Source organism: Stenotrophomonas sp. STK17_22, from assembly GCF_051983905.1.
GTDB classification, from domain to species: domain Bacteria; phylum Pseudomonadota; class Gammaproteobacteria; order Xanthomonadales; family Xanthomonadaceae; genus Stenotrophomonas; species Stenotrophomonas maltophilia_A.
Window position 1 is genome coordinate 2,930,811 of the sequence record NZ_CP197010.1, and the last position, 25,765, is coordinate 2,956,575.

At 66.3% G+C, this 25,765-nt stretch carries 26 protein-coding genes and 1 pseudogene; 5 read left to right on the forward strand and 22 right to left on the reverse strand.

The window, feature by feature from the left end; all coding sequences use genetic code 11:
• Positions 1-116: 116 nt before the first annotated feature.
• Both ACSYS9_RS13620 and ACSYS9_RS13625 read left to right on the forward strand, forming a co-directional pair.
• Complete coding sequence (locus tag ACSYS9_RS13620) at positions 117-545, forward strand: PAS domain-containing protein (RefSeq protein ID WP_005409905.1); 429 nt, start codon at positions 117-119, stop codon at positions 543-545.
• Positions 542-2,071 (forward strand): diflavin oxidoreductase, encoded by a 1,530-nt coding sequence (locus ACSYS9_RS13625; RefSeq protein WP_071227941.1) that lies wholly within the window; start codon positions 542-544, stop codon positions 2,069-2,071. The genes ACSYS9_RS13620 and ACSYS9_RS13625 overlap by 4 nt, the downstream gene beginning before the upstream one ends.
• Positions 2,072-2,544: 473 nt before the next feature.
• Here the strand turns inward: ACSYS9_RS13625 and ACSYS9_RS13630 are convergent, their stop codons facing one another.
• The 19 genes from ACSYS9_RS13630 to moaA form a co-directional block, all read right to left on the reverse strand.
• Positions 2,545-3,213 carry a sulfate/molybdate ABC transporter ATP-binding protein gene (locus ACSYS9_RS13630; RefSeq protein ID WP_071227940.1) on the reverse strand — a complete coding sequence of 223 codons (669 nt, stop codon included), beginning with the start codon at positions 3,211-3,213 and terminating at the stop codon, positions 2,545-2,547.
• Entirely contained in the window at positions 3,203-3,886 is a 684-nt protein-coding gene (gene modB, locus ACSYS9_RS13635; protein WP_071227939.1) for a molybdate ABC transporter permease subunit, read from the reverse strand. Before modB ends, ACSYS9_RS13630 begins: the two co-directional genes overlap by 11 nt.
• A 3-nt stretch (positions 3,887-3,889) precedes the next feature.
• Entirely contained in the window at positions 3,890-4,633 is a 744-nt protein-coding gene (modA, locus tag ACSYS9_RS13640) for a molybdate ABC transporter substrate-binding protein (RefSeq protein ID WP_071227938.1), read from the reverse strand.
• A 19-nt stretch (positions 4,634-4,652) separates the two neighbouring features.
• Complete coding sequence (locus ACSYS9_RS13645) at positions 4,653-5,429, reverse strand: helix-turn-helix domain-containing protein (protein WP_012511268.1); 777 nt, start codon at positions 5,427-5,429, stop codon at positions 4,653-4,655.
• An 11-nt stretch (positions 5,430-5,440) separates the two neighbouring features.
• On the reverse strand, positions 5,441-6,655 hold the full coding sequence (locus ACSYS9_RS13650; RefSeq protein ID WP_071227937.1) for a coproporphyrinogen III oxidase: 1,215 nt from the start codon (positions 6,653-6,655) through the stop codon (positions 5,441-5,443).
• 245 nt (positions 6,656-6,900) lie between these two features.
• Positions 6,901-8,232 (reverse strand): MFS transporter, encoded by a 1,332-nt coding sequence (locus ACSYS9_RS13655; RefSeq protein ID WP_071227936.1) that lies wholly within the window; start codon positions 8,230-8,232, stop codon positions 6,901-6,903.
• A gap of 23 nt (positions 8,233-8,255) precedes the next feature.
• Complete coding sequence (locus tag ACSYS9_RS13660) at positions 8,256-9,155, reverse strand: peptidylprolyl isomerase (protein WP_071227935.1); 900 nt, start codon at positions 9,153-9,155, stop codon at positions 8,256-8,258.
• Positions 9,156-9,158: 3 nt separating this feature from the next.
• Complete coding sequence (gene narI / locus ACSYS9_RS13665; protein WP_071227934.1) at positions 9,159-9,866, reverse strand: respiratory nitrate reductase subunit gamma; 708 nt, start codon at positions 9,864-9,866, stop codon at positions 9,159-9,161.
• A complete protein-coding gene (narJ, locus tag ACSYS9_RS13670) occupies positions 9,863-10,543 on the reverse strand; it encodes a nitrate reductase molybdenum cofactor assembly chaperone (RefSeq protein ID WP_071227933.1) in 681 nt (226 codons plus the stop codon). Before narJ ends, narI begins: the two co-directional genes overlap by 4 nt.
• Positions 10,543-12,087: a nitrate reductase subunit beta gene (gene narH / locus ACSYS9_RS13675; RefSeq protein WP_012511273.1), complete on the reverse strand. Its 1,545-nt coding sequence runs from the start codon at positions 12,085-12,087 to the stop codon at positions 10,543-10,545. Before narH ends, narJ begins: the two co-directional genes overlap by 1 nt.
• Positions 12,087-15,842 carry a nitrate reductase subunit alpha gene (locus ACSYS9_RS13680; RefSeq protein ID WP_071227932.1) on the reverse strand — a complete coding sequence of 1,252 codons (3,756 nt, stop codon included), beginning with the start codon at positions 15,840-15,842 and terminating at the stop codon, positions 12,087-12,089. The genes narH and ACSYS9_RS13680 overlap by 1 nt, the downstream gene beginning before the upstream one ends.
• Before the next feature lie 72 nt (positions 15,843-15,914).
• Complete coding sequence (locus ACSYS9_RS13685; RefSeq protein WP_071227931.1) at positions 15,915-17,333, reverse strand: NarK family nitrate/nitrite MFS transporter; 1,419 nt, start codon at positions 17,331-17,333, stop codon at positions 15,915-15,917.
• Positions 17,334-17,478: 145 nt separating this feature from the next.
• A complete protein-coding gene (locus ACSYS9_RS13690) occupies positions 17,479-17,844 on the reverse strand; it encodes a hypothetical protein (RefSeq protein WP_071227930.1) in 366 nt (121 codons plus the stop codon).
• Positions 17,841-18,389, reverse strand: a complete 549-nt coding sequence (gene mobA / locus ACSYS9_RS13695) for a molybdenum cofactor guanylyltransferase (protein ID WP_071227929.1) — start codon at positions 18,387-18,389, stop codon at positions 17,841-17,843. The genes ACSYS9_RS13690 and mobA overlap by 4 nt, the downstream gene beginning before the upstream one ends.
• Positions 18,390-18,422: 33 nt before the next feature.
• Entirely contained in the window at positions 18,423-18,923 is a 501-nt protein-coding gene (locus ACSYS9_RS13700; RefSeq protein ID WP_071227928.1) for a molybdenum cofactor biosynthesis protein MoaE, read from the reverse strand.
• 3 nt (positions 18,924-18,926) lie between these two features.
• Positions 18,927-19,187 carry a MoaD/ThiS family protein gene (locus ACSYS9_RS13705; protein ID WP_006371550.1) on the reverse strand — a complete coding sequence of 87 codons (261 nt, stop codon included), beginning with the start codon at positions 19,185-19,187 and terminating at the stop codon, positions 18,927-18,929.
• The gene (locus ACSYS9_RS13710) at positions 19,187-20,440 is read right to left on the reverse strand and encodes a molybdopterin molybdotransferase MoeA (RefSeq protein ID WP_071227927.1); all 1,254 of its coding nucleotides are present in this window, start codon (positions 20,438-20,440) and stop codon (positions 19,187-19,189) included. Before ACSYS9_RS13710 ends, ACSYS9_RS13705 begins: the two co-directional genes overlap by 1 nt.
• Positions 20,440-21,435, reverse strand: coding sequence for a bifunctional molybdenum cofactor biosynthesis protein MoaC/MoaB (gene moaCB / locus ACSYS9_RS13715; protein ID WP_071227926.1), 996 nt, complete (start codon positions 21,433-21,435; stop codon positions 20,440-20,442). Before moaCB ends, ACSYS9_RS13710 begins: the two co-directional genes overlap by 1 nt.
• An 8-nt stretch (positions 21,436-21,443) precedes the next feature.
• Positions 21,444-22,424: a GTP 3',8-cyclase MoaA gene (gene moaA / locus ACSYS9_RS13720; protein WP_071227925.1), complete on the reverse strand. Its 981-nt coding sequence runs from the start codon at positions 22,422-22,424 to the stop codon at positions 21,444-21,446.
• A gap of 194 nt (positions 22,425-22,618) precedes the next feature.
• Between moaA and ACSYS9_RS13725 the strand changes: the two genes are divergently transcribed.
• A complete protein-coding gene (locus ACSYS9_RS13725) occupies positions 22,619-23,023 on the forward strand; it encodes a hypothetical protein (protein WP_049462756.1) in 405 nt (134 codons plus the stop codon).
• Here the strand turns inward: ACSYS9_RS13725 and ACSYS9_RS13730 are convergent.
• The gene (locus tag ACSYS9_RS13730; RefSeq protein ID WP_049462757.1) at positions 23,017-23,346 is read right to left on the reverse strand and encodes a hypothetical protein; all 330 of its coding nucleotides are present in this window, start codon (positions 23,344-23,346) and stop codon (positions 23,017-23,019) included. The two genes, ACSYS9_RS13725 and ACSYS9_RS13730, sit on opposite strands and share 7 nt — an antisense overlap.
• Before the next feature lie 566 nt (positions 23,347-23,912).
• Between ACSYS9_RS13730 and ACSYS9_RS13735 the strand changes: the two genes are divergently transcribed.
• Positions 23,913-24,287 carry a hypothetical protein gene (locus tag ACSYS9_RS13735; RefSeq protein ID WP_071227924.1) on the forward strand — a complete coding sequence of 125 codons (375 nt, stop codon included), beginning with the start codon at positions 23,913-23,915 and terminating at the stop codon, positions 24,285-24,287.
• Between the two features lie 45 nt (positions 24,288-24,332).
• Here ACSYS9_RS13735 and ACSYS9_RS13740 read toward each other — a convergent pair whose 3' ends face one another.
• Positions 24,333-24,668, reverse strand: coding sequence for a DUF6984 family protein (locus ACSYS9_RS13740; protein WP_071227923.1), 336 nt, complete (start codon positions 24,666-24,668; stop codon positions 24,333-24,335).
• A gap of 220 nt (positions 24,669-24,888) precedes the next feature.
• Between ACSYS9_RS13740 and ACSYS9_RS13745 the strand changes: the two are divergent.
• Positions 24,889-25,150: pseudogene (locus ACSYS9_RS13745) on the forward strand (IS3 family transposase); the annotation flags it as partial.
• Between the two features lie 37 nt (positions 25,151-25,187).
• Here ACSYS9_RS13745 and ACSYS9_RS13750 read toward each other — a convergent pair.
• Complete coding sequence (locus tag ACSYS9_RS13750) at positions 25,188-25,763, reverse strand: hypothetical protein (RefSeq protein ID WP_256200902.1); 576 nt, start codon at positions 25,761-25,763, stop codon at positions 25,188-25,190.
• Positions 25,764-25,765 lie beyond the last annotated feature (2 nt).

Genomic DNA, 25,765 nt, shown 5'->3' on the forward strand with positions numbered 1-25,765 from the left:
TCGCAGCCGATCCCGCCACCCACTTGATCAATGTCAAAGCGCCCGCCGCCGTGCGGGCGTATTTCTATGCAGGACCCGAACACGCCGGCGTTACCGGCATCCACAAGGACCCTGCGATGAGCTACACCCCCGACAACGCCCAGCTGCTGAATGCCATGCAGAACGTCATGGTGATCTCCACCACCGACCTGCAGGGCAACATCACCTACGCCAATGACCTGTTCTGCACGCTCACCGGCTTCGCCCGCGAGGAGCTGATCGGCCAGCCGCACAGCATCGTGCGCCATCCTGACGTGCCCAAGGCGGTCTACAAGGACATGTGGGACACCATCAAGGCTGGCAAGACCTGGACCGGCATCGTGCCCAACCTCGGCAAGGGTGGCGTGCTCTACGTGGTCGACACCACCGTGCAACCGCTGTTCGACGCCGACGGCAACATCACCTCGTACATCAGCATCCGCCGCGTGGTGAACGACCTGATGCAGAACTACGACCTGGTCGAGTTCAGCAAGGAAAAGTTCGACGACTTCTACGAGGCCGCGTGAACGCCCTCCCGACAAGCACGCCCTTCAGCCGCCTGCTGGTGGGCTTCGCGTCCGAGTCGGGCAATGCCCGCGCCCTGGCCCAGCGCCTGGGCGCGGACCTGCAGCCGCACGCGCCGCAGGTGCTTCCGTTCAACGATATCGACGTGGCCAGTCTCGGCCAAGGCGATGTACTGCTGGCGATTTCCAGTTCCTTCGGTGACGGCGAACCGCCAGCCAACGGCGAGCAGTTCTTCGAAACATTGCGCCAGACCCCGACGCTGAGCGGCCTGCGCTATGCAGTATTCGGCCTTGGTGACACCGGCTACCCCAGTTTCTGCGGCTTCACCAAGGCGCTGGATGCCGCGCTGAGCGAGCGCCAGGCGCAGCCGCTGCTGCACCGCGTGGATGCCGACCTGGGTTACGAGCAGTTCTTCCAGCAATGGCAGCCGGTGCTGGGCCAGGTTCTGGATGGCGACCTCAACGCTGGCCAGGACCTGCACCTGCAGGTCACCGCCTATGGCGAAGACAATGCCTTTGCCGCCCGCATTCTCGAACGCCGCCGCTTGAACAGCAGCGACCCGGCCGCCTGGCACCTGCAACTGGACATTGCCGGCAGTGGCATGGCCTACCGCGCCGGCGACACCCTGCACGTGGTACCCGAGAACGACCCTGCCCTGCTGCAGGCATTGGCCACCTGGTACGGCGACACCGCCGCTGTGGCTGCGCTGCATGACCGGGAGCTGCGCCTGCTGAGCAAGGGCGTGCTGCGCGAGCTGGCCAAGCTAGGTGGCAGCGAGGTACTGAAGGGCCTGTTGAAGGTCAGCCAGAAGCGCGAGCTGGAAGCCTACCTGCACGGGCTGGACCTGCTGGACGTGCTGCAGGACCACGCCACGCCGGCCAGCGTGCCGCTGGCCCGCCTGCGCGAGCTGCTGTCACCGCGCCTGCCGCGCGCCTACTCGATCGCCTCGCACCCCTGCAACGACCAGCTAAGCCTGTGCGTGCGCGAAGTACGCTACACCCTGCGCGGTCGCGAGCGCTTTGGCACCGCCACAGGCAGTCTGCTGCACGGCGGCGATACCGCTCGGGTGTACTGCCGCTCCAATCCCGGCTTCCACCTGCCCGATACCGGCGAGGCACCGCTGCTGCTGGTCGGCACCGGCACCGGCATCGCACCGTTGATGGGCCTGATGCAGGAGCTGCAGGCCAGCGCCTGCGCGCGCGAAGTGCACCTGGTGTTCGGCGAGAAGCACAGCCAGCACGATTACCTGTACCGCGAACAGCTGCAGGACTGGCACGCGCGTGGCGTGCTGGCCGGCCTGCATACCGCGTTCTCGCGCGATGGCGCCGAAAAGGTCTATGTGCAGCATGTGCTGCAGCAGCGCGGCGATGAAGTGCGCGATGTGCTGGCCCGCGGCGGGCATCTTTACCTGTGCGGCAACAAGAGCCACCTGGAAGGCGCGGTGCGCGAGGCCATCGATGCCATCAGTGGCGAAGGGCATTGGGACACGCTACGAGGTGAAGGCCGCACGCATTGCGAGCTGTATTGATCCATTCCACTGGATTGCGCGAACGCTGGAATGGTAGAGCCGGCCGCTGGCCGGCTGCCCCAGATTCCGTGGTTGCCGGCCAGCGGCCGGCACTACCATCAGCTGTAGTCAACCATCGTCTGTGCGTCGCGGAACCCCTGAACCGGTAGAGCCGGCCGCTGGCCGGCTGCTCCGGATTCCATGGTTGCCGGCCAGCGGCCGGCACTACCATCAGATGCAACCATTCATCGCCTGAGCGTCGCGGAACTCCTGAACCGGTAGAGCCGGCCGCTGGCCGGCTGCTCCGGAATCCGTGGTTGCCGGCCAGCGGCCGGCACTACCATCAGATGCAACCATTCATCACCTGAGCGTCGCGGAACCCCCGAACCGGTAGGGCCGGCCCTTGGCCGGCTGCTCCGGATTCCACGGTTGCCGGCCAGCGGCCGGCACTACCATCAGATGTAGCCATCCATCGCCCGTGCGTCCATCACGGATCAACCGCCGACGATGCGGCCATCCACTACGCGCGCCACCTGATGGCCGAACATGGCCACATCCTGCGGGTCGTGGCTGATCAACAGCAACGGAATGCCAGTCTTGTCCAGCACGGTCTCAAGCTCCTGGCGCAGGTGCTGGCGCAGATCATGGTCCAGCGCCGAGAACGGCTCATCCAGCAGCAGCGCCTGCGGCTGTGTCACCAGGGCGCGTGCCAGTGCAGTGCGCTGGCGCTGGCCACCGGAGACCTGCGACGGTAGAAGATCACCGACCGTGTCGATGCGGAATGCGTGCAGCCACTGCTCCACCGCATCGAAGCGCTGGCCAGCCCGCGGATTCAACCAGCCCTTCTGCAGACCGAACGCCACGTTCTGGCGTACGCTCAGGTGCGGGAACAGCGCGTAATCCTGGAACACGTAGCCCAGCCGGCGGCGCTGCGGCGGCAGGTCCACGCCGGTCGCCGCGTCAAACAAGGTCTGCCCTTGCAGTCGCACATGGCCCTGGCCCGGACGCAGCAGCCCGGCCACCGCCTTCAGCGTCAGGCTCTTGCCCGCGCCCGAGGGGCCGAACAGCACTACCTGCCGCTGCGTGCACTGCAAAGCTACGTCCAGCCCGAAACTCTGGCCGGCCGCCTGCAGTCGGCGCTGCACCTGCAGGTCAAGCCACATCACGCAGCTCCCGGCGACGCCCGCCCACCAGCCGTGCGGCCAGCAGCAGGATCACGATGCACACCACCGAGGTCAGGATCACCAGCGCGTTGGCCTTGCCGTCCTGACCGGCCTGCACCGCCTCGTAGATGGCGATCGACAATGTCTGCGTGCGGCCCGGAATGCTGCCAGCCACCATCAAAGTGGCGCCGAACTCGCCCATCGCACGTGCAAACGCCAGCAGCAGGCCAGCGAGGATGCCACGCCAGGCCAGCGGCAGCGTGATGCGGAAGAACACCGCCGCTTCGGACACACCGAGCGTGCGTGCGGCCTGTTCCAGCTGTCCGTCCACTTCCTCGAACGCCGCGCGTGCCGGCTTGAACACCAGCGGCAGCGAGGCCACCGCCGCAGCAATCACCGCCGCCTGCCAGGTGAACACCAGGTTGATGCCGAACCACGACTGCAGCCACGCGCCGATCGGTCCGTTGCGGCCGATCAGCACCAGCAGGTAGTACCCCAGCACCGTTGGCGGCAACACCATCGGCAGGGTCAGCAGCGAATCCAGCAGCTCGCGTCCGGGAAAGTGCCGCCGCGCCAGTAGTGCGCCCAGCGCCACACCCACTACAAGATTGATCGCGGTGGCCCAGCCGGCCACCTTCAGCGACAACCCCAGCGCGCTCCAGTCGAGATCCATGCCTCAGGGCTTGCCGAACCCGTGCCTGGCAAGGATCGCCTGGCCCTGCGCCGAACGCACGAAGGTGGCGAAGCGTTTGGCCTCGGCCGGCTGCGCGCTGGCCTTGGTCACCGCCAGCGGATAGGCGATGCGCCCGGCAACCGGCACCGCGAAGGCACGGCGCACCCGGTCGGGCATCGCCTGCGCATCGGTGGCATAGACGAAGCCGGCATCCACTTCACCACGCGCCACGTAGTCCAGCGACTGGCGCACGTTCTGGGTGGTGATGACCCTGCCCTGCACCGACGGCCACAAGCCCGCCGCTTCCAGCGCGCCCTTGGCGTAGCGACCGACCGGCACGCTGTCCGGGTTGCCCAGTGCGATGCGCTGCACGCCGGCACCGGTCAGGTCCTTCAAGCTACGCGGCGCGACCTTGGCCTGCGGCGGCACCACCACCCACAGCGCGTTCACCGCGAATACCTCGCGGGTGCCCGCCGCCAACAGGCCCTGCTGCTGTGCCTGGTCCATCGTTGTTTCATCGGCCGAGGCGAACACGTCCACCGGCGCGCCACGGCTGATCTGCTGCAGCAGTACGCCGGACGCGGCGAAGTTGAAATCGACCTTGGTTCCCGGGTGTGCCTTCTCATAGGCGGTGCCGAGTTCACGGAAGCTCTCGGTCAGGCTCGATGCCGCCGACACCGTCAGCTCGGCGGCCCAGGCCGGCAGCGTGGCCAGCAGTCCCAGCAACAACAGTCCAGCGCGTTTCATCGTCGGCTCCCGGCCAGGTTCAGTTCGGATCGGATTCGTCGGCCACCGCCAGCGCCGCCAGACGCTCGGGCTGCAGCAGCAGGATCTCGCGCTGCTTCACCGCGATGATCCCATCATCGCTCAGGCGGCGCAGCACGCGGCTGGCGGTTTCCGGCGCCATCCGCAGGTAGTTGGCGATCTCGGTACGCGCCATCGTCAGGTTGAAGCGCGTGGCGGAAAAACCGCGCCGCGCGTAACGCTCGGACATGTCGAGCAGGAACGCCGCCATGCGCTCTTCGGTACGGTGATTCGCGGCCAGCGTGGCGACCTTGCCGATCTCCGCACTGAGCAGGCTGAACAGCTTGGCCTGCAGCCCCGGCATGCGCGTGGCCAGCAGGCTCAGCTTGGGGAACGAGATGCGGCACAGGTGCACGGTGTCCAGCGCCACCGCATTGCAGGGGAAGCGCGAACCGTGGATCGCATTGAGGCCGATCACTTCGCCGGGCAGGCTGAAGCCCAGCACCTGCTCGTTGCCCTGGCTGTCATCGACGAAGGTCTTGACCATACCGGCGCGCACCGCAGCAATCGAATCGAACGATTCGCCAGCGCGGAAGATGTAGTCACCCGCATGGAACGGGCCAACGTGGTCGACCAGGACGTGCAGGTCGCCCAGCGCGGTCTTGTCGTAACCCTGGGACATGCAGGCATCGGAAAATGCACAGGTGCTGCAGAAGTGCAGCGCGTCGCCGTCATCGGCGGCGGCGGGGTTCGGCGTGGCCCGGCCGAGGCGACCCTGGGAAGGCGGAGTTGAAGACATCGGGGCAGGACTCAAACGATGGCGGCCGCCGGCCGGAAGCATGCGGCCATCATACGCCACAGCAACCGCCCTTCTTTGGCCAGCCGCAGCACACGAGCATCCCACTGCGCCCAGCCGCGCGCCAGCAGCGGCGACAGCGCCGGCAGCTGTTCGGCGAAGCATTCCTCGAACGGTTCATCATTGCGCCACTCGAAGGCGGCCGCATCGAGCGCATGATCGCAGGCGATGCTCTGTGCCACCTCGGCCGCCATCCGCTCGTCCTCGGACAGGATCAGGCCCGCGGCCACGCCCATGTGACCGGACTGCAATCGCGCCCGCCATTCGCCCAGCTCGTCCTCCAGCCGGTAGAACACTTCGCCGATCTGGCTGCAGGCGGACAGGCCAAGCCCGATGAAATCACTGCGGTCACGCCGTGGCACGCCGGCCAGGTCGCAGTGGCGCTGGCCATCGCCGGGCCCATGTGGGTTGGGCAGGTCGCCGCGCTGGTAGTGATCACCACCGATCGGTTCGTAACCGGCCGCGCGCAGCAGGCGCCAGGCCTGCAGCCAGTGCGCCGCCGAGGGATCCCGTGGCAGCGCACACGGCGCCGGCAGCAGGATGCGCTCAGGCGCTTCGGCCAGCACCTCATGCAGCCGTTCGATGAAGCCGGTGTCCTCGCTACCGGGCACCCGCAGCTGGTAGTAGCGCGCGGTGAAGCCGCCCTGCCGCGCCTGTGCCAGCAGGGTTGGCCCCGGCGCATCGGCACGGTCGATCACGTTCAGGCGGGTACAGCCGACCGCACGCAGCTGCGCCGGTGACAGCGCGCTGCCGGCGTCCAGCCGCACCTCCACCTGCGGGCGCGCCACCGTGCGCAGGTGCTGCGGCACCGCATCCAGCAGCTGGCCCAGCTGGGATGGCGGCAAGGTCTCGGCCAAGCCCAGCTGCAGCACCATCGCCACCACTTCGCGGTCCTCGGCCAGGGCATCGGCCTGCAGCTGCAGGGCCAGCAGCAAGGTGTCCAGATACGCCTGTGGCGGCACATCGCGCCCGCCACGACCGGCCTGGAAGCCGAGCGTCAAGCCACGCGGGATCAGGTGCTCATTGCTGGCGCGCACGGCGGCGCGCCAGCCGCTTTCGCCAAACCCGGTGCTGAACTGGTCAGCCGCCGGGAACAGCACATGCCGGGGCTGCCGCAGCAATGCTGCCTGCAGCGCAGTGTCCTCACTCTCATCGACGTGGAAGCTCATGGCACACATCTTCGGGCGTTCCTCTTCGCGTGGCCCTGATTGAAATCAAGCGTGGCGCATCGGTCGGTTCATGCCGGCCAGCGGCCGGCACTACCCTCTCACCCGCTACCCGGTAGTGCCGGCCGCTGGCCGGCAACCCCCTCACCCACCGCGCACCGTTCCGGTAGTGCCGGCCGCTGGCCGGCAGCCCCGTTCACCCACCGCGCACCACCCCGGTAGTGCCGGCCGCTGGCCGGCAACCCCGTTCACCCGCCGCGTACCCGCTCGGCGGCGGCCGCATCAATGGCTTCGGGCAGGTCGGTCTCGCGGTCGATCTGCGGGAAGTGACGGCGCTCCATGCGACGGATCGCAAAGTGCATCCACGCCAGTGCAGCCGCCACCAGCACGAACAGCAGCATGAAGCAGCTGCTCCAGATGCCCACGGCGTCGTTCAATGCCCCGAACACGATCGGCAGGATGAAGCCACCCAGGCCGCCGATCATGCCGACCACACCGCCCACCGCACCCACGTGCTGCGGGTAGTACACCGGAATGTGCTTGTAGACCGCGGCCTTGCCCAGCGACATGAAGAAGCCCAGCACGAACACCAGCACGGTGAACATCACCACGCCGATGGCCAGATGGAAGTGGATCGGGCCATGGATGCCCTTCACCACGTACTCGGTATCCGGGTAGGCCAGCAGGAAGGTGCAGATGGCCGACACGCCGAAGGTCCAGTACATCACCCGGCGCGCGCCCATCCGGTCCGACATCCAGCCACCGACCACGCGGAACAGGCTGGCCGGGATCGAGTAGCACGCCGCCAGCATGCCGGCATGACCCACGTCCATGCCGTAGGCGCCCACCAGGTAGTGCGGCAGCCACAGCGCCAGCGCCACGAAGCCGCCGAACACGAAGAAGTAGTACAGCGAGAACCGCCACACCTGCAGGCTCTTCAGCGGTGCCATCTGCTCGGCGAACGGCACCGGCTTCACGCCCTCGCGGCGGCGCTGCTCCAGCGACGGATCTTCCTTGCTGAAGAGGAAGAACAGCACCGCCGTGACCGCCAGCGCGACCGCCCAGACCTTGGCGACCATGGTCCAGCCGGCCGCCACCATCACCAGCGGCGCCAGCAGCTTGGTCACCGCCGAGCCGATGTTGCCAGCACCGAAGATGCCCAGTGCGGTGCCCTGCTTGCTGGCCGGGAACCACTTCGAGACGTAGGCCACGCCCACCGAGAAGTTGCCGCCGGCGATACCCACGCACAGCGCGGCAATCAGGAACTGGGTGTAGGTCTGGGCATAGGTCAGCATCCAGGTGGCCACTGCGCCACACAGCATCACCAGCACCATCACCTTGCGGCCACCGAACTGGTCGGACCATATGCCGAGGAAGACCCGGCTGACCGAACCGGTCAGCACCGGCGTGGCGATCAACAGGCCGAACTGGGTGTCATTCAAGCCGAGCTGTTGACTGATCTGGATGCCGATGATCGAAAAGATCATCCACACCGCAAAGCACACGGTGAAGGCGAACGTGCTCAGCCACAGCGCACGTTGCTGCTGCCCGGCACTGGCGGGGGCAAGGGCCTGGTTCATGAATTCTCCTCGTTCAAGGGGGTTCATCCGATATCCGCTTCGGCTTCGATCTCATCCAGCCCGCGCACCGGGTAGCGTTCCTGCAGCTGCAGCAGGTAGGCCTGCACCTCGCGCTGCCGCACCTGCAGCTCCAGGTAATCACGCAGCTGTGGCAGCACCGCCTCGAACAGTTGTGGCTGGCCTTCCTCGCGGGCATCGACGCAGACCACGTGGTAGCCCCAGCGCGATTCCACCGGGAATCCCGCCAGGCCCTCGCGCAGGCGGAACACCTGGCGGTCGAACTCCGGCGTGGTCTGCCCGCGCTGCAGCCAGCCCAGGTCGCCACCCTCGCTGCTGGACGGGCAGCGCGAATGGCGCAGGGCGAAATCGGCGAACAGGTGCGGCGACTCCTTCAGCAGTCCGACCAGCCGCTCGCCTTCGGTGCGTGCGGCAAATCGCCCGGCCACGTCGTCGGCCGGCGCCGCCAGCAGGATATGGCGCAGGCGCACGCGATCGGGCGAGCGGAAGCGCTCCGGGTTCTGCTCGAAGTAGCGGCGGCAGTCCTCGTCGGTCGGCACGCGGTCTTCGATCGCGTCCTCCAGCAGCTGCTGGATCAGCACTTCCTCGTCGCTTACCCGGTTGCCCTCCGGTGCCCGCAGGCCCAGCCGCTGCGCTTCCAGGCGCAGCAGCTCGCGCACCACCAGTGCACGCGCCGCTTCGGCGCGTGACTGTTCCGGGCGCATCGCCCGATGGTGCTGCATCTCACGGGCGATGTCGGCCTCGCTGATTGCGGTCTCGTCCACGAACAGCCGGCACGGCGCCGGCTGCCCGAGCGAGCGCGGCCCCTGCTCTGCCGCGTCGTGGTGGTGCGAATGCGCCTCGGCAGGCACCGGTGCGGCGGAGTCGATCACGGTGATCGGCAGGAACTTCGGCAGGCTGCCCATGGTTTACTCCCGCGGACCGTAGCGCAGCGTGGCCTGGCGGCGGCGCACCACCTGGTAGGGCCGCCACAGATAGCTGATCGGGATGCTCCACACGTGCACCAGACGGGTGAACGGCGCGATCAGGAACAGGGTCAGGCCCAGGAAGATATGCATCTTGTAGACCCAGCTGACACCCTCGATGTAGTCGGCGGCACCGGCGCGGAAGGTCACGATGTGCTGCGCCCATTCGGCCAGCTGCACCATCACCCCACCATCCAGGTGGCCGGACGAGATGCGGATGCTGTACAGGCCCAGGCACAGCTGGGCGAACAGCAGCACCAGCACCAGCGTGTCACCGAAGCTGCCGGTAGCCCGAACACGCGCATTGAACAGGCGGCGTACCAGCAGGATGCTGATGCCGACGAAGCACAGTGCGCCGAACACACCGCCGACCACCATTGCCAGCATCTGCTTCTGCGACGAGGTGATGAAGTGCTCGTACACCGCGTGCGGGGTCAGCAGGCCGACCAGGTGGCCACCGAGGATGGCCAGGATGCCGATGTGGAAGCAGTTGCTGCCGATCCGCATGCCCTTGTCCGACAGCATCTGGCTGGAGCCGGTGCGCCAGGTGTACATGGCCTTGTCATAGCGGGCCCAGCTGCCGATCAGCAGCACCGCCACGGCGATGTACGGGTAGTACTGGAAGGCGAATTGATGCAGGGAGTAACTCATGGCTGGACCTCTCGATGCGAAGGACGGGCCGGCGAACGCACGGGCGGCTTGCAGTCTTCGGCAGGGGCTTCGGCGCCGAAGCGCACCGCCTCCTCCTCCCACAAGCGGTCCATGGCCTCGGCGGTATCGTCGCGGACTTCTTCGCTGGCACGCTGGCGCAGCGCCCGCAGATCGGCCTTGCCGTCGCCGGCTTCGACCAGGATCTCGAACAGCACCCGGTGCGGCAGCTCACGCTCGGCGGCACGCGCCGCCAGCATCCCGGCGATATGGCCGATGTGGTGCAGCCACTCGCGGGCCTCGCTGCCGGGGCGATGGGCCAGGAACTCCAGCAGCAGCGGTAGGTAGTCCGGCAGCTCGCGCGCATCCAGTTCGAAGCCGTTGCGGCGGTAGGTCTCGACCAGATCGACCATGGCCTGGCCACGATCTCGCGACTCGCCATGGATGTGTTCGAACAGTAGCAGGCTCATCGAGCGGCCGCGGTCGAAACTGGCCAGCCATGCGGCCTGTGCGTCCAGTGCATCGGTGTCCAGCAGCTGCTGCACGAAGCTGCGCAGCTGCTGGCGGCGGGCGGCGTTCAGCGCCGGGTCGTCGCAGGCGGCGAGCAGTTCCTCGCCGTGCTGCCACAGTTCTTCACGGGGGTAATCCAGCAACACCCCGACCAGCTTGAGCACGCCCATCACACCACCTCCTTGCGGCGGTGGTTCGGGCCCTTGTCCACCACGAAGGTGGTGCTCTTGCGCTGGCCGAACAGATCGGCCGGGCTGTCACCATTGCAACCGTTGCCGAAGGTGAAGCCGCAGCCGCCGCGCTCGCCGAAGGCATCGTTGGCATACTCGCGGTGGCCGGTCGGAATCACGAAACGGTCCTCGTAGTTGGCAATGGCCAAGTAGCGGTACATCTCTTCCACCTGGGCGATGCTCAGTCCGGTCTGTTCCAGCACGGCGGTGTCTTCCACGCCGTCCACGTTCTTGGCCCGGCGCCAGGCCCGCATCGCCATCAGCCGCTCCAGCGCGCGTACCACCGGCGCCTCGTCACCGGCCGTCAGCAGGTTGGCCAGGTAGCGCATCGGGATGCGCAGCGAGGCCACGTCCGGCAGCTCGCCGCTCATGCCCACCCGGCCACGCTCGGCGGCGGACTGGATCGGCGACAGCGGTGGCACGTACCAGACCATCGGCAGCGTGCGGTACTCCGGGTGCAGTGGCAGCGCCAGCTTCCAGTCGATCGCCAGCTTGTACACCGGCGACTGCTTGGCCGCATCCAGCCAGCTGTCCGGGATGCCTTCCTTGCGCGCGGCGGCGATCACCGCCGGGTCGTTCGGGTCCAGGAAGATGTCCAGGTGGGCCTGGTACAGGTCCTTCTCGGCGGCCACCGAAGCGGCCTCGGCGATGCGGTCGGCGTCGTACAGCATCACGCCCAGGTAGCGGATGCGGCCCACGCAGGTCTCCGAGCACACGGTCGGCTCGCCCATCTCGATGCGCGGGTAGCAGAAGATGCACTTCTCCGACTTGCCGCTCTTCCAGTTGTAGTAGATCTTCTTGTACGGGCAGGCCGACACGCACATGCGCCAACCGCGGCACTTGTCCTGGTCGATCAGCACGATGCCGTCTTCCTCGCGCTTGTAGATCGCGCCCGACGGGCACGCCGACACGCACGCCGGGTTCAGGCAGTGCTCGCACAGGCGCGGCAGGTACATCATGAAGGTCTTCTCGAAGGCGCCGTAGATCTCCTTCTGCACCTGGTCGAAGTTGTAGTCGCGCGAGCGCTTGCTGAACTCCGAGCCGAGGATCTCCTCCCAGTTCGGGCCCCACTCGATCTTCTGCATGCGCTCGCCACTGATCAGAGAGCGCGGCCGCGCGGTGGGCTGGTGCTGGCTGTCCTTGGCGGTGTGCAGGTTCTGGTAGTCGAAATCGAATGGCTCGTAGTAGTCGTCGATCTGCGGCAGGTCCGGATTGGCGAAGATCTTCGCCAGCATGCGCCAGCGGCCACCGGCGCGCGGCACCAGCTTGCCGGCGCGGGTGCGTACCCAGCCGCCGTTCCACTTGTCCTGGTTCTCCCATTCCTTCGGGTAGCCGATGCCCGGCTTGGTTTCCACGTTGTTGAACCAGGCGTACTCGACACCCTCGCGCGAGGTCCAGACGTTCTTGCAGGTGATCGAGCAGGTATGGCAGCCGATGCACTTGTCCAGGTTCAGCACCATCGCGATCTGTGCACGGACCTTCATCACACCACCTCCTTGCTGGCCGATGCCGAAGCACCAGCGGGCTGTTCATCGTCCAGCCAATCGATCTTGTCCATCTTGCGCACGATCACGAACTCGTCGCGGTTGGTACCGCAGGTGCCGTAATAGTTGAAGCCGTACGCCAACTGCGCGTAGCCGCCGATCATGTGGGTGGGCTTGAGCACGATGCGGGTCACCGAGTTGTGGATGCCACCGCGGGTCCCGGAAATCTCCGAGCCCGGCACGTTGATGATGCGTTCCTGGGCGTGGTACATCATCGCCATGCCCGGCATCACGCGCTGGCTGACCACCGCACGCGCGGCAATCGCACCGTTGACGTTGAACAGCTCAATCCAGTCGTTGTCGACGATGCCGGCGCTGCGCGCGTCGTCCTCGCTGATCCACACGATCGGGCCACCGCGCGACAGCGTCTGCATGATCAGGTTGTCGCTGTAGGTGCTGTGGATGCCCCACTTCTGGTGTGGCGTGATCCAGTTCAGCACGATCTCCTTGTTGCCGTTCGGGCGCTGGTTCAGCAGCGGCTCCACCGTGCGCGTGTTGACCGGCGGCCGGTAGCCCATGAAGGCCTCGCCGAAGTCGATCATCCACTCGTGGTCCTGGTAGAACTGCTGCCGGCCGGTCACCGTGCGCCACGGAATCAGCTCGTGCACGTTGGTATAGCCGGCGTTGTAGCTGACGTTGTCGTCTTCCAGGCCCGACCAGATCGGCGAGGAAATGATCTTGCGCGGCTGTGCCTGGATGTCACGGAAGCGGATCGCCTCGTGCTCCTTGCCCACCGCCAGGTGGGTGTGCTCGCGGCCAGTGAAGGTGCCCAGCGATTCCCAGGCCTTCACTGCGACGTGGCCATTGGTTTCCGGTGCCAGGTGCAGGATCACTTCGGCCGCGTCGATCGCGGTCGAAATAGCCGGGCGGCCCTGGCTCACGCCCGCGTCGTGCACGGTGTGGTTGAGCTTGCCGAGGAATTCGACCTCGTGCTTCGTGTCCCAGCTCATGCCCTTGCCGCCGTTGCCCAGCGTGTCCAGCAGCGGGCCCAGCGAGGTGAACTTGCGGTACAGGTTCGGGTAGTCGCGTTCCACCACCGTCATCGACGGCATGGTCTGGCCCGGGATGGCCTCGCACTCGCCCTTCTTCCAGTCGGCCACGCCGAACGGCATGCCCAGCTCGTTCGGGGTGTCATGCAGGGTCGGCACCAGCACCAGATCCTTCTCCACGCCCAGCACACCCGGCGCCATCTCGCTCACCGTGCGGGCGACCTCCTTGAAGATCTCCCAGTCGCTGCGCGATTCCCAGGCCGGGTCCACCGCCTTCGACAGCGGGTGGATGAACGGGTGCATGTCCGAGGTGTTGAGGTCGTCCTTCTCGTACCAGGTCGCGGTCGGCAGCACGATGTCCGAGTACAGCGCGGTGGTGCACATGCGGAAGTCAAGCGTGACCAGCAGGTCCAGCTTGCCTTCCGGTGCCTCGTCACGCCACGTCACTTCCTCCGGCTTGATCGCCCCCATCTCGCCCAGGTCCTTGCCCTGCAGGCCATGGCGCGTGCCCAGCAGGTGCCGCAGCATGTACTCGTGGCCCTTGCCCGAGGAACCGAGCAGGTTCGAGCGCCAGATGAACATCATGCGCGGGTGATTCTGCTGCGCGTCCGGATCGGCAAACGCGAAGTCCAGCGAGCCGTCCTTGAATTTGCCCAGCGCGTAGTCGGCCGGGGCCACCCCTGCCGCTTCGGCCTCGCGCACCAACTGCAGCGGGTTGCGGTCCAGCTGCGGCGCACATGGCAGCCAGCCCATGCGCACCGCACGCAGGTTCAGGTCGGCCAGGCTGCCGCTGTACTTGCTGGCGTCGGCCAGCGGCGACAGCAGTTCATCCACCTGCAGCTTCTCGTAGCGCCACTGCCCGGTGTTGAAGTAGAAGAACGAGGTGCCGTTCATGTGACGCGGTGGCCGGCTCCAGTCCAGGCCGAAGGCCAGCGGCTGCCAGCCGGTCTGCGGGCGCAGCTTTTCCTGACCCACGTAGTGCGCCCAGCCGCCACCGGTCTGGCCCACGCAACCGCACATGATCAGCATGTTGATCAGGCCGCGGTAGTTCATATCGTTGTGGAACCAGTGGTTCATGCCGGCGCCGACGATGATCATCGAACGGCCATGGGTCTTGTCGGCGGTACGTGCGAACTCGCGGGCGATCTCGATCACCTCGGCGCGCGACACGCCGGTGATGCGCTCCTGCCAGGCTGGGGTGCCCGGCACCATGTCGTCGAAGCTCGATGCCACGTTGCCGCCGCCAAAGCCACGGTCCACGCCGTACTGGGCCAGCAGCAGGTCGTAGACCGTGGCCACCAGGGTTTCGCCACCCTCGGCCGTGGCCAGCCGGCGCACCGGAATGTTGCGGTCCAGTACTTCTTCGGCCGGTGCAGCGGTCCAGCCATCGCTTTCAATGCCACCGAAGTACGGGAAGCTCACCGCCTCGATGCCGTCGTTGGCGTCGGACAAGCTCAGGCGCAGGCGTGTGTCGGCGCCGTTGCTTGCCTTCTCTTCGATGTTCCAGCGACCCTTCTCACCCCAGCGGAAACCGATGGAGCCATTGGGCACCACGATCTGGCCACTGTTCTCGTCATAGGCCAGGGTCTTCCAGTCCGGGTTGTTGGCTTCACCCAGGCCACCCAGCTCGCTCGCACGCAGGAAGCGGCCCGGCACCAGACGGCCGTCGTCGCGGCGCTCCAGGCGCACCAGCATCGGCATGTCCGAGTACTGGCGGCAGTAGTCCTGGAAATACTGCGAGGGCGAATCGACGTGGAACTCGCGCAGGATCACATGGCCGAAGGCGAATGCCAGCGCCGCATCGGTGCCCTGCTTGGGGTGCAGCCAGTGGTCGGTCAGCTTGGCCAGCTCGGAATAGTCCGGGCAGATCGCCACCGTCTTGGTGCCGTTGTAGCGCGCCTCGGTGAAGAAGTGCGCATCGGGCGTACGCGTCTGCGGCACGTTCGAGCCCCAGGCGATGATGTAGCGGCTGTTGTACCAGTCGGCCGATTCGGGCACGTCGGTCTGCTCGCCCCAGATCTGCGGCGAGGCCGGCGGAAGGTCGCAATACCAGTCGTAGAAGGACAGGCAGGCGCCGCCCAGCAGCGACAGGTAACGCGCACCGGCGGCGTAGGACACCATCGACATCGCCGGGATCGGCGAGAAGCCGACCACGCGGTCCGGGCCATACTGCTTCACCGTGTACAGGTTGGAGGCGGCGATGATCTCGTTGGCCTCTTCCCACTGCAGGCGCACGAAGCCGCCCATGCCGCGGCGGGTCTTGTACGAACGCGCCTTCTCCTTGTCCTCCACGATGCTGGCCCAGGCATCGACCGGAGCCTTGCTCTTGCGCGCTTCGCGCCACAGGCGCAGCAGCGTGCCGCGGATCAGCGGGTACTTCAGCCGGTTGGCGCTGTACAGGTACCAGGAATAGCTGGCGCCACGCGGGCAGCCACGCGGTTCATGGTTGGGCAGGTCCGGGCGCGTACGCGGGTAATCGGTCTGCTGGGTTTCCCAGGTGACCAGGCCGTTCTTGACGTAGATCTTCCAGCTGCACGAACCGGTGCAGTTCACGCCGTGGGTGGAACGCACGATCTTGTCGTACTGCCAGCGGGCGCGGTAGCTGTTTTCCCAGTCACGGCCCTCGCTCTTGGCGAATCCGTGGCCATCGGCAAAGGTCTGGGGGTCACGCTTGAAGAACTGCAAGCGATCGAGGAAATAACTCATCGGGGGTCTCCCTTTGCGGACATCGGCATCGTGGCTGTGTGTGTCATCTGGCTGCGGTGCGTTTTCATGTCGTCAGCAGGGTGTCTCGGCACCGCGCCGGTAGTACCACCACCAGGTCACGGCCAGGCAGGTGACGTAGAAAACAACGAATCCGTACAGCGCCATGTCGGGGCTGCCGGTCAAGGTGATGGACGAGCCGTAGCTCTTGGGAATGAAGAAGCCGCCATAGGCGCCGATCGCACCGGAGAAGCCGACCACCGCGGCCGACTCGATGCTGGCCTGGTGGGCAGCAGCAGCCTTGCCCTCGGCGTTGTCGTTGGCCGACCAGCGCTCATGCAGGGTGCGGAAGATCACCGGGATCATGCGGAACGTAGTGCCGTTGCCGATGCCACTGAGCACGAACAGCGCCATGAAGCTGAGCAGGAAGCCATGGAAGTTGCCGCCCTGGCCGTGGCTGGGCAGGAAGTGCAGTACGCCGAACACGGCCGCGATCATCAGCGCGAACACCCAGAAGGTCAGGCGTGCGCCGCCCCAGCGGTCGGCCATGCTGCCACCCACCGAGCGCATCAATGCGCCCAGCAGCGGGCCGATGAAGGCGTAGGCCAGCGGGTTCACGTCCGGGAACTGGCTCTTCACCAGCATCGGGAAGCCGGCCGAGAAACCGATGTAGGAACCGAAGGTGCCGATGTACAACCAGCACATCAGCCAGTTGTGCTTGCGGCGGAAGATCACCGCCTGCTCGGAGAACGACGAGCGGGCGCTGGTCAGGTCGTTCATGCCGAACCAGGCCGCGATGGCGCACAGCGCGATGGCCGGCACCCAGATGAAGCCGGCGTTCTGCAGGAACAACGGCGCCCCGCCCTCCACCGTGGGCTGCGGTGCACCACCCAGCGCACCGAACACGCCCACGGTGATGACCAGCGGGATCACCGCCTGCGCCACCGACACGCCCACATTGCCCAGGCCGGCGTTCAGGCCAAGCGCCAGGCCCTGCTTCTGCTTGGGGTAGAAGAAGGAGATGTTGGACATCGACGAGGAGAAGTTCGCGCCACCGAAGCCACACAGGATCGCGATGGCCACAAACACCCAGTACGGCGTGGCCGGGTCCTGCACCGCAAAGCCGAGCCAGAGCGTCGGCGCCAGCAGCGAGGCCGTGGACAGCGCGGTCCAGCGGCGGCCGCCGAAGATCGGGATCACGAACGAATAGAAGATGCGCAGCGTGGCGCCGGACAGGCTGGGCAGCGCCACCAGCCAGAACAGCTGGTCGGTGCTGAAGTTGAAACCGATCTTCGGCAGGCTGATCGACACCGCCGAGAACAGCACCCAGACCGAGAAGGCCAGCAGCAGCGAGGGGATCGAGATGACCAGGTTGCGGGTGGCGACCCGCTTGCCGGTGCGCTCCCAGTAGCCGGGGTCCTCCGGCGTCCAGTCGCTGATGACGCGACCCGGACGGGCAGTGCTGCGGACAACAGGATCGCTACCGACGGTCATACATGGCTCCAAGGCTGTGGAATGACGTGGGTACTGCGTTTCAAGTTGTGACCCGTCGTCATGCAGCCATTAGGCCGCGCAGCAACAACGACGGGGTTGATCTGGATCAATCAGGGGCCGGTTTCCACCGTGCCCCTGACAAATGTCAAACCGATGGTGCGATGGTGCGGCGGGTCACCCCGCGCTGGCGCACGCTGTCGCGCACGTCCACATCGAACTGCAGCTGAAGCTGGCTGCCATCTTCCAGGGCAATGTCGAACGGCAGGCCATCCCGGCACGGCAACCGCGCCGCCAAGGCCTCGACGGCCGGGCGCGGCAGTACCAGGCGGCAGAAGGTGCCGCCATCGAGCAGCACCGGTTGATCGCCGCCATGCAGCGACACCGCCATGCCCCAGCCCTCGATGCCGCCAAAGCGGGTCATGTTCTCGACCGATTCACCGGCCAGCAGGCGTGCCAGTTCTGCCTCGTCCAAGCGAAGCCGTACTGATTGATCCTGCAACTGCACTTTCATGACGCAACATCCTCCCATTGTTCGGGGGTATTGCAGTTGACCAGGCAGGCTTCGTCAACGCTTTCCAGCAGCAGCGCGTACATCTGCAGGCGGCGCTGGAAGGCCTGTACCGAGCGCGGCCCGTCCGCATCATCCAACATCGTGGCCAGCACGCTACGAGTGGCATTGTCCACATTCAACCGCATGGGAAAGGGATGCCCGTCAAAGATCGTGCATGCGCCCTGCCCCTCGGCAGCCAGCCGTTGCAGCAGCCGTGGCGCCAGCAACGGCGTATCCACCGCTACCACCCAGGCCGGGCTGTCGGGCATCTGCTGCATCACGCTGTGCAGTCCACCCAGGGGACCGCAGCGCGCCACCTGATCGGGGATGCCACCGAAGGCCGGATAGTCACCGCTCACCCAGACCCGACCGGCGCCAGCCTGCAGCAGCAGGCCACGCATGTGTTCCAGCAGGGTGCGCCCCTGCCACGGCAGCAGCGCCTTGTCGCGGCCCATCCGGCTGGACAGGCCGCCGGCCAGCACGATGCCGTTGATGGTTCCATTCATGGTAGAGCCACGCCATGCGTGGCTGCAGCGGACTCAATGGTGGTGATCGTGCGCATGGTCATGGGCATGTGCGGACTCGCTGTCCGCGTGGCACAGGCTGCAGCCCTCGCTCCACTCGCTGTCGCCGTCCTCGTAATGCTCCTGCTTCCAGATCGGGCACTGGTGCTTCACCACCTCGATCAACTGCCGGCAGGCACGGAACGCCTCGTCACGGTGCGGGCTGCCCGCCGCCACCACCACCGCCACATCGCCGATACCCAGGCGGCCCTTGGCGTGGGCCACATACAGCTTCAGCTTCGGACCGAACGTCGCCTCGACCTCGGCGGCCAAGCGCTTGAACTCGTTCAGCACCAGCGGCTCGAACAGGTCATAGGTAATCCCGTTCACCGGCCGGCCGATGTTGACGTCGCGCACCTTGCCGATGAACACATCGATGCCACCGAAACCCGGATCGGACACCGCAGCGATGCCCTCGGCCGGATCGATCGACGCCTGCGCGCGATCCACCACTTTGGCGATGATCTTCTCGCTCATGGCTCAGCCCCCGCTTACCGGCGGCAGGATCGCCACCCGGCCATCGTCGGGCAGCGCCTCGTGGTCACGCAGTACGCGTTGCTGGTCGGCAAACGCCGAGTAGTCCAGCAGGCCCGCGCGGAAGCCCGGCCAGCGCGCAGGCAGCAGCTCGCGCAGCGCCTGGCGCAGATCGGCCACAGTGCCACCGGCCACCTCCACCGCGATCTCGCGGCTGGCATCCAGATCGGAAAATGCACCGAACAACTGCAGATTCACCTGTTTCATCATGACTCCTGGCTCGCCAGCTGCACCGGGTCATGGTGACCCCAGCCCTGCACGCGCACGTAGGTGCCAGCGTTGGCCAGGTCGCCCTCGGCCTCCAGCACCACCCAGGCGTTGGCCTGCAGCATGGACATCAAACGGAACGATTCCTGCCCGGACAGCACGCGCGCACTCAGGCGCCCCTGCGCGTCCACTTCCACCCGCGCACGCGCGTGGAAGCGCAGGCCCGGCGGCTTGCGCACGTCGGCCTGCAGCGGCAGCTGCAACACGGTTTCCGGTGCCAACCCCAGCAGGCGGCGCAGCACCGGCTCCACGAAGAAGCGCTGGCCCACGGCGGCCGACACCGGGTTGCCGGGCAGACCGAAATACAGCGCGCCATTGGGCAGCACCGCAAACAGCAGCGGCTTGCCCGGGCGGATCGCCACCTTGTGGAACACGATGCGCGCACCACGGCCGCGCAGCGCATCGGGAACGAAATCGTAGCGGCCGGCCGACACCGCGCCGGTACTGATCAGCAGCTGCGCGCCGGCAGCCAGCGCTTCATCCAGCACCGCATTGAACGCGGCCACGTCATCACCCACCGTGCCCTGCCAGACCACCTCGGCACCGGCGGCCTGCAGGCGGCCAACCAGGTAGGGCCGGTTGCTGTCGCGGATCTGGCCGGACTCCAGCGTCTGCGCCGCCTCGGTCACCAGCTCCTTGCCGGTGGCGATCACCGCCGCCTTCGGCCGTGCCACCACCGCCACCTGGCCCGCGCCGATGGCATGCAGCAGGGTGCGTGCATTGATATCCAGCACCTGCCCGGCCTGCAGCACACGCTCGCCGTCGCTCACATCCTGGCCGCGCAGGCGTACGTTCTGGCCCGGCTTCACCGTGCTCTTCAGAGCAATGCGGGTCGGGCGGCCGTCCTCGCTGGTAAGGATCTCCACGTTCTCGACCGGCACCACCGTATCCAGCCCAACCGGCATGCGCGCTCCGGTCATGATTTCCCAGGCACCCTCGCCGCCCTCGGCACCGGCATCGCCGGCCGCCTGCCAGCCCTGCACCGCGAATTCGGTACCGGCCTCGAACGTCGCGCCGTTGGCGCGCAGCGCGAAGCCGTCCATCGCCGAATTGTCGAACGGCGGCAGCGACTGCTCACTGATGATGTCACTGGCCAGAGTGCGGCCGCCGGCCTCATGCAACGGCAGGCGCTCGGCCGGCAGCGGCGTGGCCGCATCCAGCAGGTGCTGCAGGGCTTCGCTATAGGCAATCATCAGTGGCCACCACCATCGACCATCGCCAAAGCGTGGCCCAGCACCGGCGCCAGAATATCGAGGCACTGCGCCGCCGCCTTCGGGCTGCCCGGCAGTGCGAACACCAGCATGCCGCCCAGCTGCACTACTTCGGCGCGGCTCAGCCAGGCCATCGGCGTGTGCTGTGCACTCAGTGCCCGCACCATCTGCGCCAGGCCATGCACCGGCCGTGCGTTCAAGGAACGCAGCGCCTCCGGGGTCAGGTCACGCGGACCCAGTCCGGTACCGCCGGTGCACAGGCACAGGCGCACGCCCTCGGCGGCCAGCGCCTGCAGCCGGCCGGCCAACGGCTCGATGCCGTCGGGCAGCACGTCGACCGCCACCACCTCGCCGCCCAGCTTTTTCAGGCCGCTCACCAGGGTCGGGCCAGACACATCTTCATAGGTGCCCTCGCTGGCGCGATCGCTCAGCGTGATCACCGCGCAGGCCGCGCCCTCCAGGCCCTTCGGCGCACGCGGCTTGAAGCGCGCGCGCTCGGCATCGTCCATGCCGTCGGGGTGCAGCCACACGCCGCGCTTGCCGCCTTCCTTGAACAGCAGGCGGATGCCTTCGATGCGCAGGGCCGGTTCCACCGGCTTGCTCAGGTCGTACAGGGTCAGCAGTGCCGCGTTGACGCCAGCCAGTGCCTCCATCTCCACGCCGGTGCGCGCCTCGCTGGCGCACTCGCACCACACGCGGATTGCCTCCCGTTCCGGCACCGGCGCGCAGAACACCTGCACCAGTTCCAGCGGCAGCGGATGGCACAGCGGCATCAGCATCGAGGCCATCTTGGCGCCCTGCAGGCCGGCAATCTCGGCCATCACCAGTGCATCGCCCTTGGGCAGGCGGCGCTCGACGATCAGCGGATAGGCCACCGGACCGGCATGCAGCTCGCCCACCGCCACCGCACGGCGGCGGGTGATGCGCTTGTCGCGGACATCGGCCATGTGGAAGGCCGCATTCAATTCCCCACTCATCGTGTTGCTCATCCTCCGATGGAGGCCAGGTGCGGGGTCAGCCCGGTCTGGCCCTGGTGCAGTCCATGCCCGGCCGCTTTCAGGCCAAGCTGTGTGGTGATGCGTGCCAGCAGCGCGTCGTGGTCGTCGTCGCGCTGCAGCAGCGGGCGCAGCGGTACGCCGAACTCGCCGAACAGGCACAGCCGCAGGTCGCCCTTGGCGGTTACCCGCAGGCGGTTGCAGCCCTTGCAGAAGTCACGCGAATACGGGGCGATGATGCCGATGCTGCCGCGATGGTCCGGATGCCCGAACTCCCGCGCCGGGCCGGCATCGGCGGCGCGCGGCCGTTCGTGCCAGCCGGCCGCCAGCAGCTGCTCGATCACCACGTCGGCGCGCAGGTGGTGGCGCTGGAAATAGGCTTCGTTGTCGCCGGTGCGCATCAGTTCGATGAAGCGCACGCTGAAAGGACGGTCGCGCAGGTAGTCCATCCACTGCGGCAGCTCGTCGTCGTTCAGGCCGCGCAGCAGCACCGCGTTGAGCTTGATCGCCGGCAGTCCCAACGCCTGCGCCAGGGCCAGGCCCTGTTCGATCTCCGGCAGGCGGTCATGCCCGGTGATGGTCCTGAAGCGTTCGCGCTGCAGGCTGTCCATGCTCACGTTCAGCGCGGTCAGGCCGGCGCGGTGCCAGCCCGGCAGGCGACGCGGCAGCAACGTGCCATTGGTGGTGATGGCCACCTTGCGGATGCCCGGCGCCGCCGCCACGGTGGCGATGATCTCGTCCAGATCCTTGCGCAGGCTGGGCTCCCCACCGGTCAGGCGGATCTTGCTCATGCCCAGCGCGGCAAACGCACGCACCAGGCGCGCGATTTCATCCACCTGCAGGAAGCGCGGGCGGCCATCGGCCTGGTAACCGTCGGGCAGGCAGTAGCTGCAACGGAAGTTGCAGGCTTCGGTCAACGACAGGCGCAGGTATGGAAAGCTGCGTCCAAAACCGTCGGTGAGTTGGCTCATGGCTGGTCCACCTTGTTGCTCCACCGTCTTGCCTGTGCCCGGAACGGCCCGGATACCCTCGCCTGCTGGAACGATTGCCAGAGTACGCGGCCGTCAGTTCCATGGGCATGACTTAAATCAATCGCGTTCGGCCCCGCGCGGCAGGCGTTGTGGCAGCATGCGGCTTTCCGTGCAGTAGGCGTGTGACAACCCTCATGATGATGAACGATTTCCAGCAGCTGCTGCACGCCGCAGGCCAGCAGGCTGAACCGCAACGCCTGCTGTTCGTATTCGTGCGCGCCGAGCTGCCCGAATCGCCCACCAGCGACCAGCGCGACCGGCATGACCGCCGCGAGGGCGGCACCCTGTCGCCGGTGCTGTGCGTGGACAAGCTGCCGGCCGAGGTGCCCAGCTTCCAGGCGCTGGCTACGGAATCGACCACCACCGGCATCGACTGGGACCTGGTCTTCGTGGCGGCGCTGGACGGCCGTGGCGGTTTCGCGCCCAACAGCGACGAAGCCGCGCGCCCGCTGCAGCTGATGGTCAACGCCATCCATGACGGTCAGATCGGCCGCTTCGCCGCCTTCGACCGGGGCGGCGAGCCTGTTCAGTTCTATTGAGCCACCAGCTGCAGGGTCAGGAAGAAGATCACCAGCACGGTGTTCAGGCCCCAGGCCACGGTCAGCCCGCGCGCGGCCACGCCCAGGTTGGGGTTGTGCGCAGTGGGCGCCGCCCGCCACACCGCCGGGATGATCCAGCCGGTATAGAGCAGCAGCACGGCAAATACCCCCAGCAGCAGCGTGGTGCGCTGATTGGCCAGGGCCCAGAGGGCTACCGCCCACAGAATGTTGCTGGGAATCACGCCCTGCAGCCAGAACACACTCCAGAGGCGCGAACGGCCTTGGGTGGCGGGGGTTGGGTGCAGCGAAGCGGTCGCGGTCATAAGTCTCCTTCTGGTTAGGAAACGTGCCGGACCAGCCTGCGCTTGGTGGCTGGGAACGTCAACCCGAGTCGCACGTCACGCTTTGGCGCCGAGGGGGCCAGCGACGCTCGACTCAGGCCCCTGCGGAGCCTGTCGCCATCGCCCCGCCCCACCCGTGCCCTTCCCTCCCCCAACCTCGACACCTGTCGCAGATTGCACGGTGTGGACGGATCACCACGCCAGCCAGCGCTGGCAGTGCTTAACAGCGTGGGAGAATGCCGAAAGCGTCTCCAATCGAGTGATGTTTGCAACTCTTCTGATTGGCATTGCACAGCGCCAGGGGCTCAGATGGCGTGCCACCGGAAAAGGGTGGCCGGGCTTCGAACACCCGAGTTGATGTTGATGTATGCGCTTGCCAGCCGGCGTCACCATGCGTGGCGCCGGCTGGCAATCCGTCTGCCGGCTATGGCGGGCGGTGCGTGGGGGCCTTCGGGCCCGCCGGACTGACATCAACCCGGTGTTCGAACCACGTACCGCCCGCCACCTTTCGGGTGGCGGCTACCGATTGCCCTGCACGGAGCTCTGCCATGAACGAATCGGACTTCCCCCATCTGCACGCCTATCGCAGTACCGCCCACGACGACGGTTCGCCACAGGCTGCGCCCGCAGTGGACAGGAACACCTTCATTGCCAATCTCAACCGCATCGGCTCCGGTGCGGCGGCCGATGGCCAACGGTGGCCGGAGCGGCATCAACTCCCCGGCCGCTGCCTGGCCCTGGCCGATGCCGATTGCGCGTTGAGCGGATTGCGGGTGGTGCTGGAAATGCTATTGGCGGCGGAGCGCACCCGCCAGAACGGCGAACCGGAAGAGTACGTGGGCGACCGGGTGATGGAGGGGTTGGTACTGGCCAGCCAGTCATTGTGCGCGCAGGCGGTGGGGCGGTTGCAGCCTGAAGGGTGAATGCCATGCGCCACGGCCTTCAGCGAGGACCGCTTTCAGCAGGCGTCAGTGCTCGCTGAAAGCGCTTCTCAGATCGACGCCGATGATCGAAGAGAAGTCCACCTTGCACAGCTCCAGCTCGAAGAGCTGATCGTGATTATCCAGGCACAGGGTGACTCTCACCGGCACGCCGTCAGCATCGGCAAGCATGGCCGTGGCAATGTCACTGCCGAAAAGCTGGGTCGTGCTGGAGAGGAACACCACGCCCCCGAATCCCACGACCTCCACGTCCTCCACCTGGGCGAGCGCCAGATCCTTCAACAACCGTTCGGACAGCTCGGTCGCCCCAGGCAGCAGCCTGTGGATGAGGGAGACCTCGTCGGGGGTGAGGAACCTGGGCACGGGATGTCCTTCAGGGCACTGCACCCGCCATCGGCAGATGCTCGATCCGCCATGTCCTGGCGTAGATGAGAATGACGCTTCCGGTCGAGCTGGTCTCGAGACGGAAACACTTCAGGCCGGACAGCGGATAGCCGACCGCCTTCCAACGATCAAGAAGATCAGCAAGTCCCGGCTCGTTATCGTCAACCCTGGCGAACTCAATTCGCTCTTCACCCAGTAAAACTGGCAGAGCGTTCTGCGCGAGCAGACATCCTGTGCAGCATGAGCCGGATAGGAAACAGCCATGACAACGCATCGATGGAGAACTTCTTCCAGCGACAGTAGCGGGAACATACAAAGCAGAGGATCTAAAGCAATCACGACGAGACACGCGCAAACGTCGCCCTGCACATCGAGATGTTCTAGAACCCAAGACAGCGCCACCGCTCCAGCGACGAGCCGCCCCAATAAAGTTCGAGACGCAGCAGGCACTTGGCGGCTGATGGCTACCCGGGGAACACTGGACGATTAACCTTTGGATCAGGCCCCGCCCAGCTTCTTAACATTCTTCTCCTTCACCACGTCCAGCATCGATTTGACCGCCTCAACTCCATGATTCAGGGCCACTATTAGAGAATCGCAAAGTTTCAGATCATGATCATCCAACGCCGGGACTAGTTCCTTCAGCAACTTCAGCGCTAGATCCGTCTTGCCTAATAGCGCCAATGCAGTTGCATGATTGATATGAGCGTGAGCACCTCTCAAGCCCCGCGTCTCAAGAAATGATGCAAATTCCATCAAGGTCATTGAAGACTTCGCTTCAATAACGTTTCGCAGCTCGATCGATGAAAGAATGCTCTCAACCACATCATCGTCTGCCATTTGATCCCTTCCGATAAACGGCCGATCCGCGATTCGGCTGCTGTAGGAAAGATGCGGCCCAAAGGAGTCAAACAATGGAAATACAAAATTCCATACATAGAGCCCCCTTGGGACGAACTCCAGAGCAATTCCTTGTGCCACATAGTCATAGTCACTTCGGAAAAAATATCCGCTTGACCCGCCGATCAGGCCGGACCTTTTCCGCAGAAGGCTGCAAATGTATCGCTTGTTCATCT

Excerpts from the sequence above, each read along its gene's own strand:
- moaCB (WP_071227926.1), bottom strand. The coding sequence starts at position 21,435 with ATGAGTGGGGAATTGAATGCGGCCTTCCACATGGCCGATGTCCGCGAC.
- moaA (WP_071227925.1), bottom strand. The coding sequence starts at position 22,424 with ATGAGCCAACTCACCGACGGTTTTGGACGCAGCTTTCCATACCTGCGC.
- ACSYS9_RS13680 (WP_071227932.1), bottom strand. The coding sequence starts at position 15,842 with ATGAGTTATTTCCTCGATCGCTTGCAGTTCTTCAAGCGTGACCCCCAG.
- narJ (WP_071227933.1), bottom strand. The coding sequence starts at position 10,543 with ATGGGCGTGCTCAAGCTGGTCGGGGTGTTGCTGGATTACCCCCGTGAA.
- modA (WP_071227938.1), bottom strand. The coding sequence starts at position 4,633 with ATGAAACGCGCTGGACTGTTGTTGCTGGGACTGCTGGCCACGCTGCCG.
- ACSYS9_RS13630 (WP_071227940.1), bottom strand. The coding sequence starts at position 3,213 with ATGTGGCTTGACCTGCAGGTGCAGCGCCGACTGCAGGCGGCCGGCCAG.
- ACSYS9_RS13730 (WP_049462757.1), bottom strand. The coding sequence starts at position 23,346 with ATGACCGCGACCGCTTCGCTGCACCCAACCCCCGCCACCCAAGGCCGT.
- mobA (WP_071227929.1), bottom strand. The coding sequence starts at position 18,389 with ATGAATGGAACCATCAACGGCATCGTGCTGGCCGGCGGCCTGTCCAGC.
- ACSYS9_RS13645 (WP_012511268.1), bottom strand. The coding sequence starts at position 5,429 with ATGTCTTCAACTCCGCCTTCCCAGGGTCGCCTCGGCCGGGCCACGCCG.
- modB (WP_071227939.1), bottom strand. The coding sequence starts at position 3,886 with ATGGATCTCGACTGGAGCGCGCTGGGGTTGTCGCTGAAGGTGGCCGGC.
- ACSYS9_RS13705 (WP_006371550.1), bottom strand. The coding sequence starts at position 19,187 with ATGAAACAGGTGAATCTGCAGTTGTTCGGTGCATTTTCCGATCTGGAT.
- ACSYS9_RS13700 (WP_071227928.1), bottom strand. The coding sequence starts at position 18,923 with ATGAGCGAGAAGATCATCGCCAAAGTGGTGGATCGCGCGCAGGCGTCG.
- ACSYS9_RS13650 (WP_071227937.1), bottom strand. The coding sequence starts at position 6,655 with ATGAGCTTCCACGTCGATGAGAGTGAGGACACTGCGCTGCAGGCAGCA.
- narH (WP_012511273.1), bottom strand. The coding sequence starts at position 12,087 with ATGAAGGTCCGTGCACAGATCGCGATGGTGCTGAACCTGGACAAGTGC.
- ACSYS9_RS13655 (WP_071227936.1), bottom strand. The coding sequence starts at position 8,232 with ATGAACCAGGCCCTTGCCCCCGCCAGTGCCGGGCAGCAGCAACGTGCG.
- ACSYS9_RS13735 (WP_071227924.1), top strand. The coding sequence starts at position 23,913 with ATGAACGAATCGGACTTCCCCCATCTGCACGCCTATCGCAGTACCGCC.
- ACSYS9_RS13750 (WP_256200902.1), bottom strand. The coding sequence starts at position 25,763 with ATGAACAAGCGATACATTTGCAGCCTTCTGCGGAAAAGGTCCGGCCTG.
- ACSYS9_RS13690 (WP_071227930.1), bottom strand. The coding sequence starts at position 17,844 with ATGAAAGTGCAGTTGCAGGATCAATCAGTACGGCTTCGCTTGGACGAG.
- narI (WP_071227934.1), bottom strand. The coding sequence starts at position 9,866 with ATGAGTTACTCCCTGCATCAATTCGCCTTCCAGTACTACCCGTACATC.
- ACSYS9_RS13620 (WP_005409905.1), top strand. The coding sequence starts at position 117 with ATGAGCTACACCCCCGACAACGCCCAGCTGCTGAATGCCATGCAGAAC.
- ACSYS9_RS13660 (WP_071227935.1), bottom strand. The coding sequence starts at position 9,155 with ATGGGCAGCCTGCCGAAGTTCCTGCCGATCACCGTGATCGACTCCGCC.
- ACSYS9_RS13710 (WP_071227927.1), bottom strand. The coding sequence starts at position 20,440 with ATGATTGCCTATAGCGAAGCCCTGCAGCACCTGCTGGATGCGGCCACG.
- ACSYS9_RS13685 (WP_071227931.1), bottom strand. The coding sequence starts at position 17,333 with ATGACCGTCGGTAGCGATCCTGTTGTCCGCAGCACTGCCCGTCCGGGT.
- ACSYS9_RS13725 (WP_049462756.1), top strand. The coding sequence starts at position 22,619 with ATGATGATGAACGATTTCCAGCAGCTGCTGCACGCCGCAGGCCAGCAG.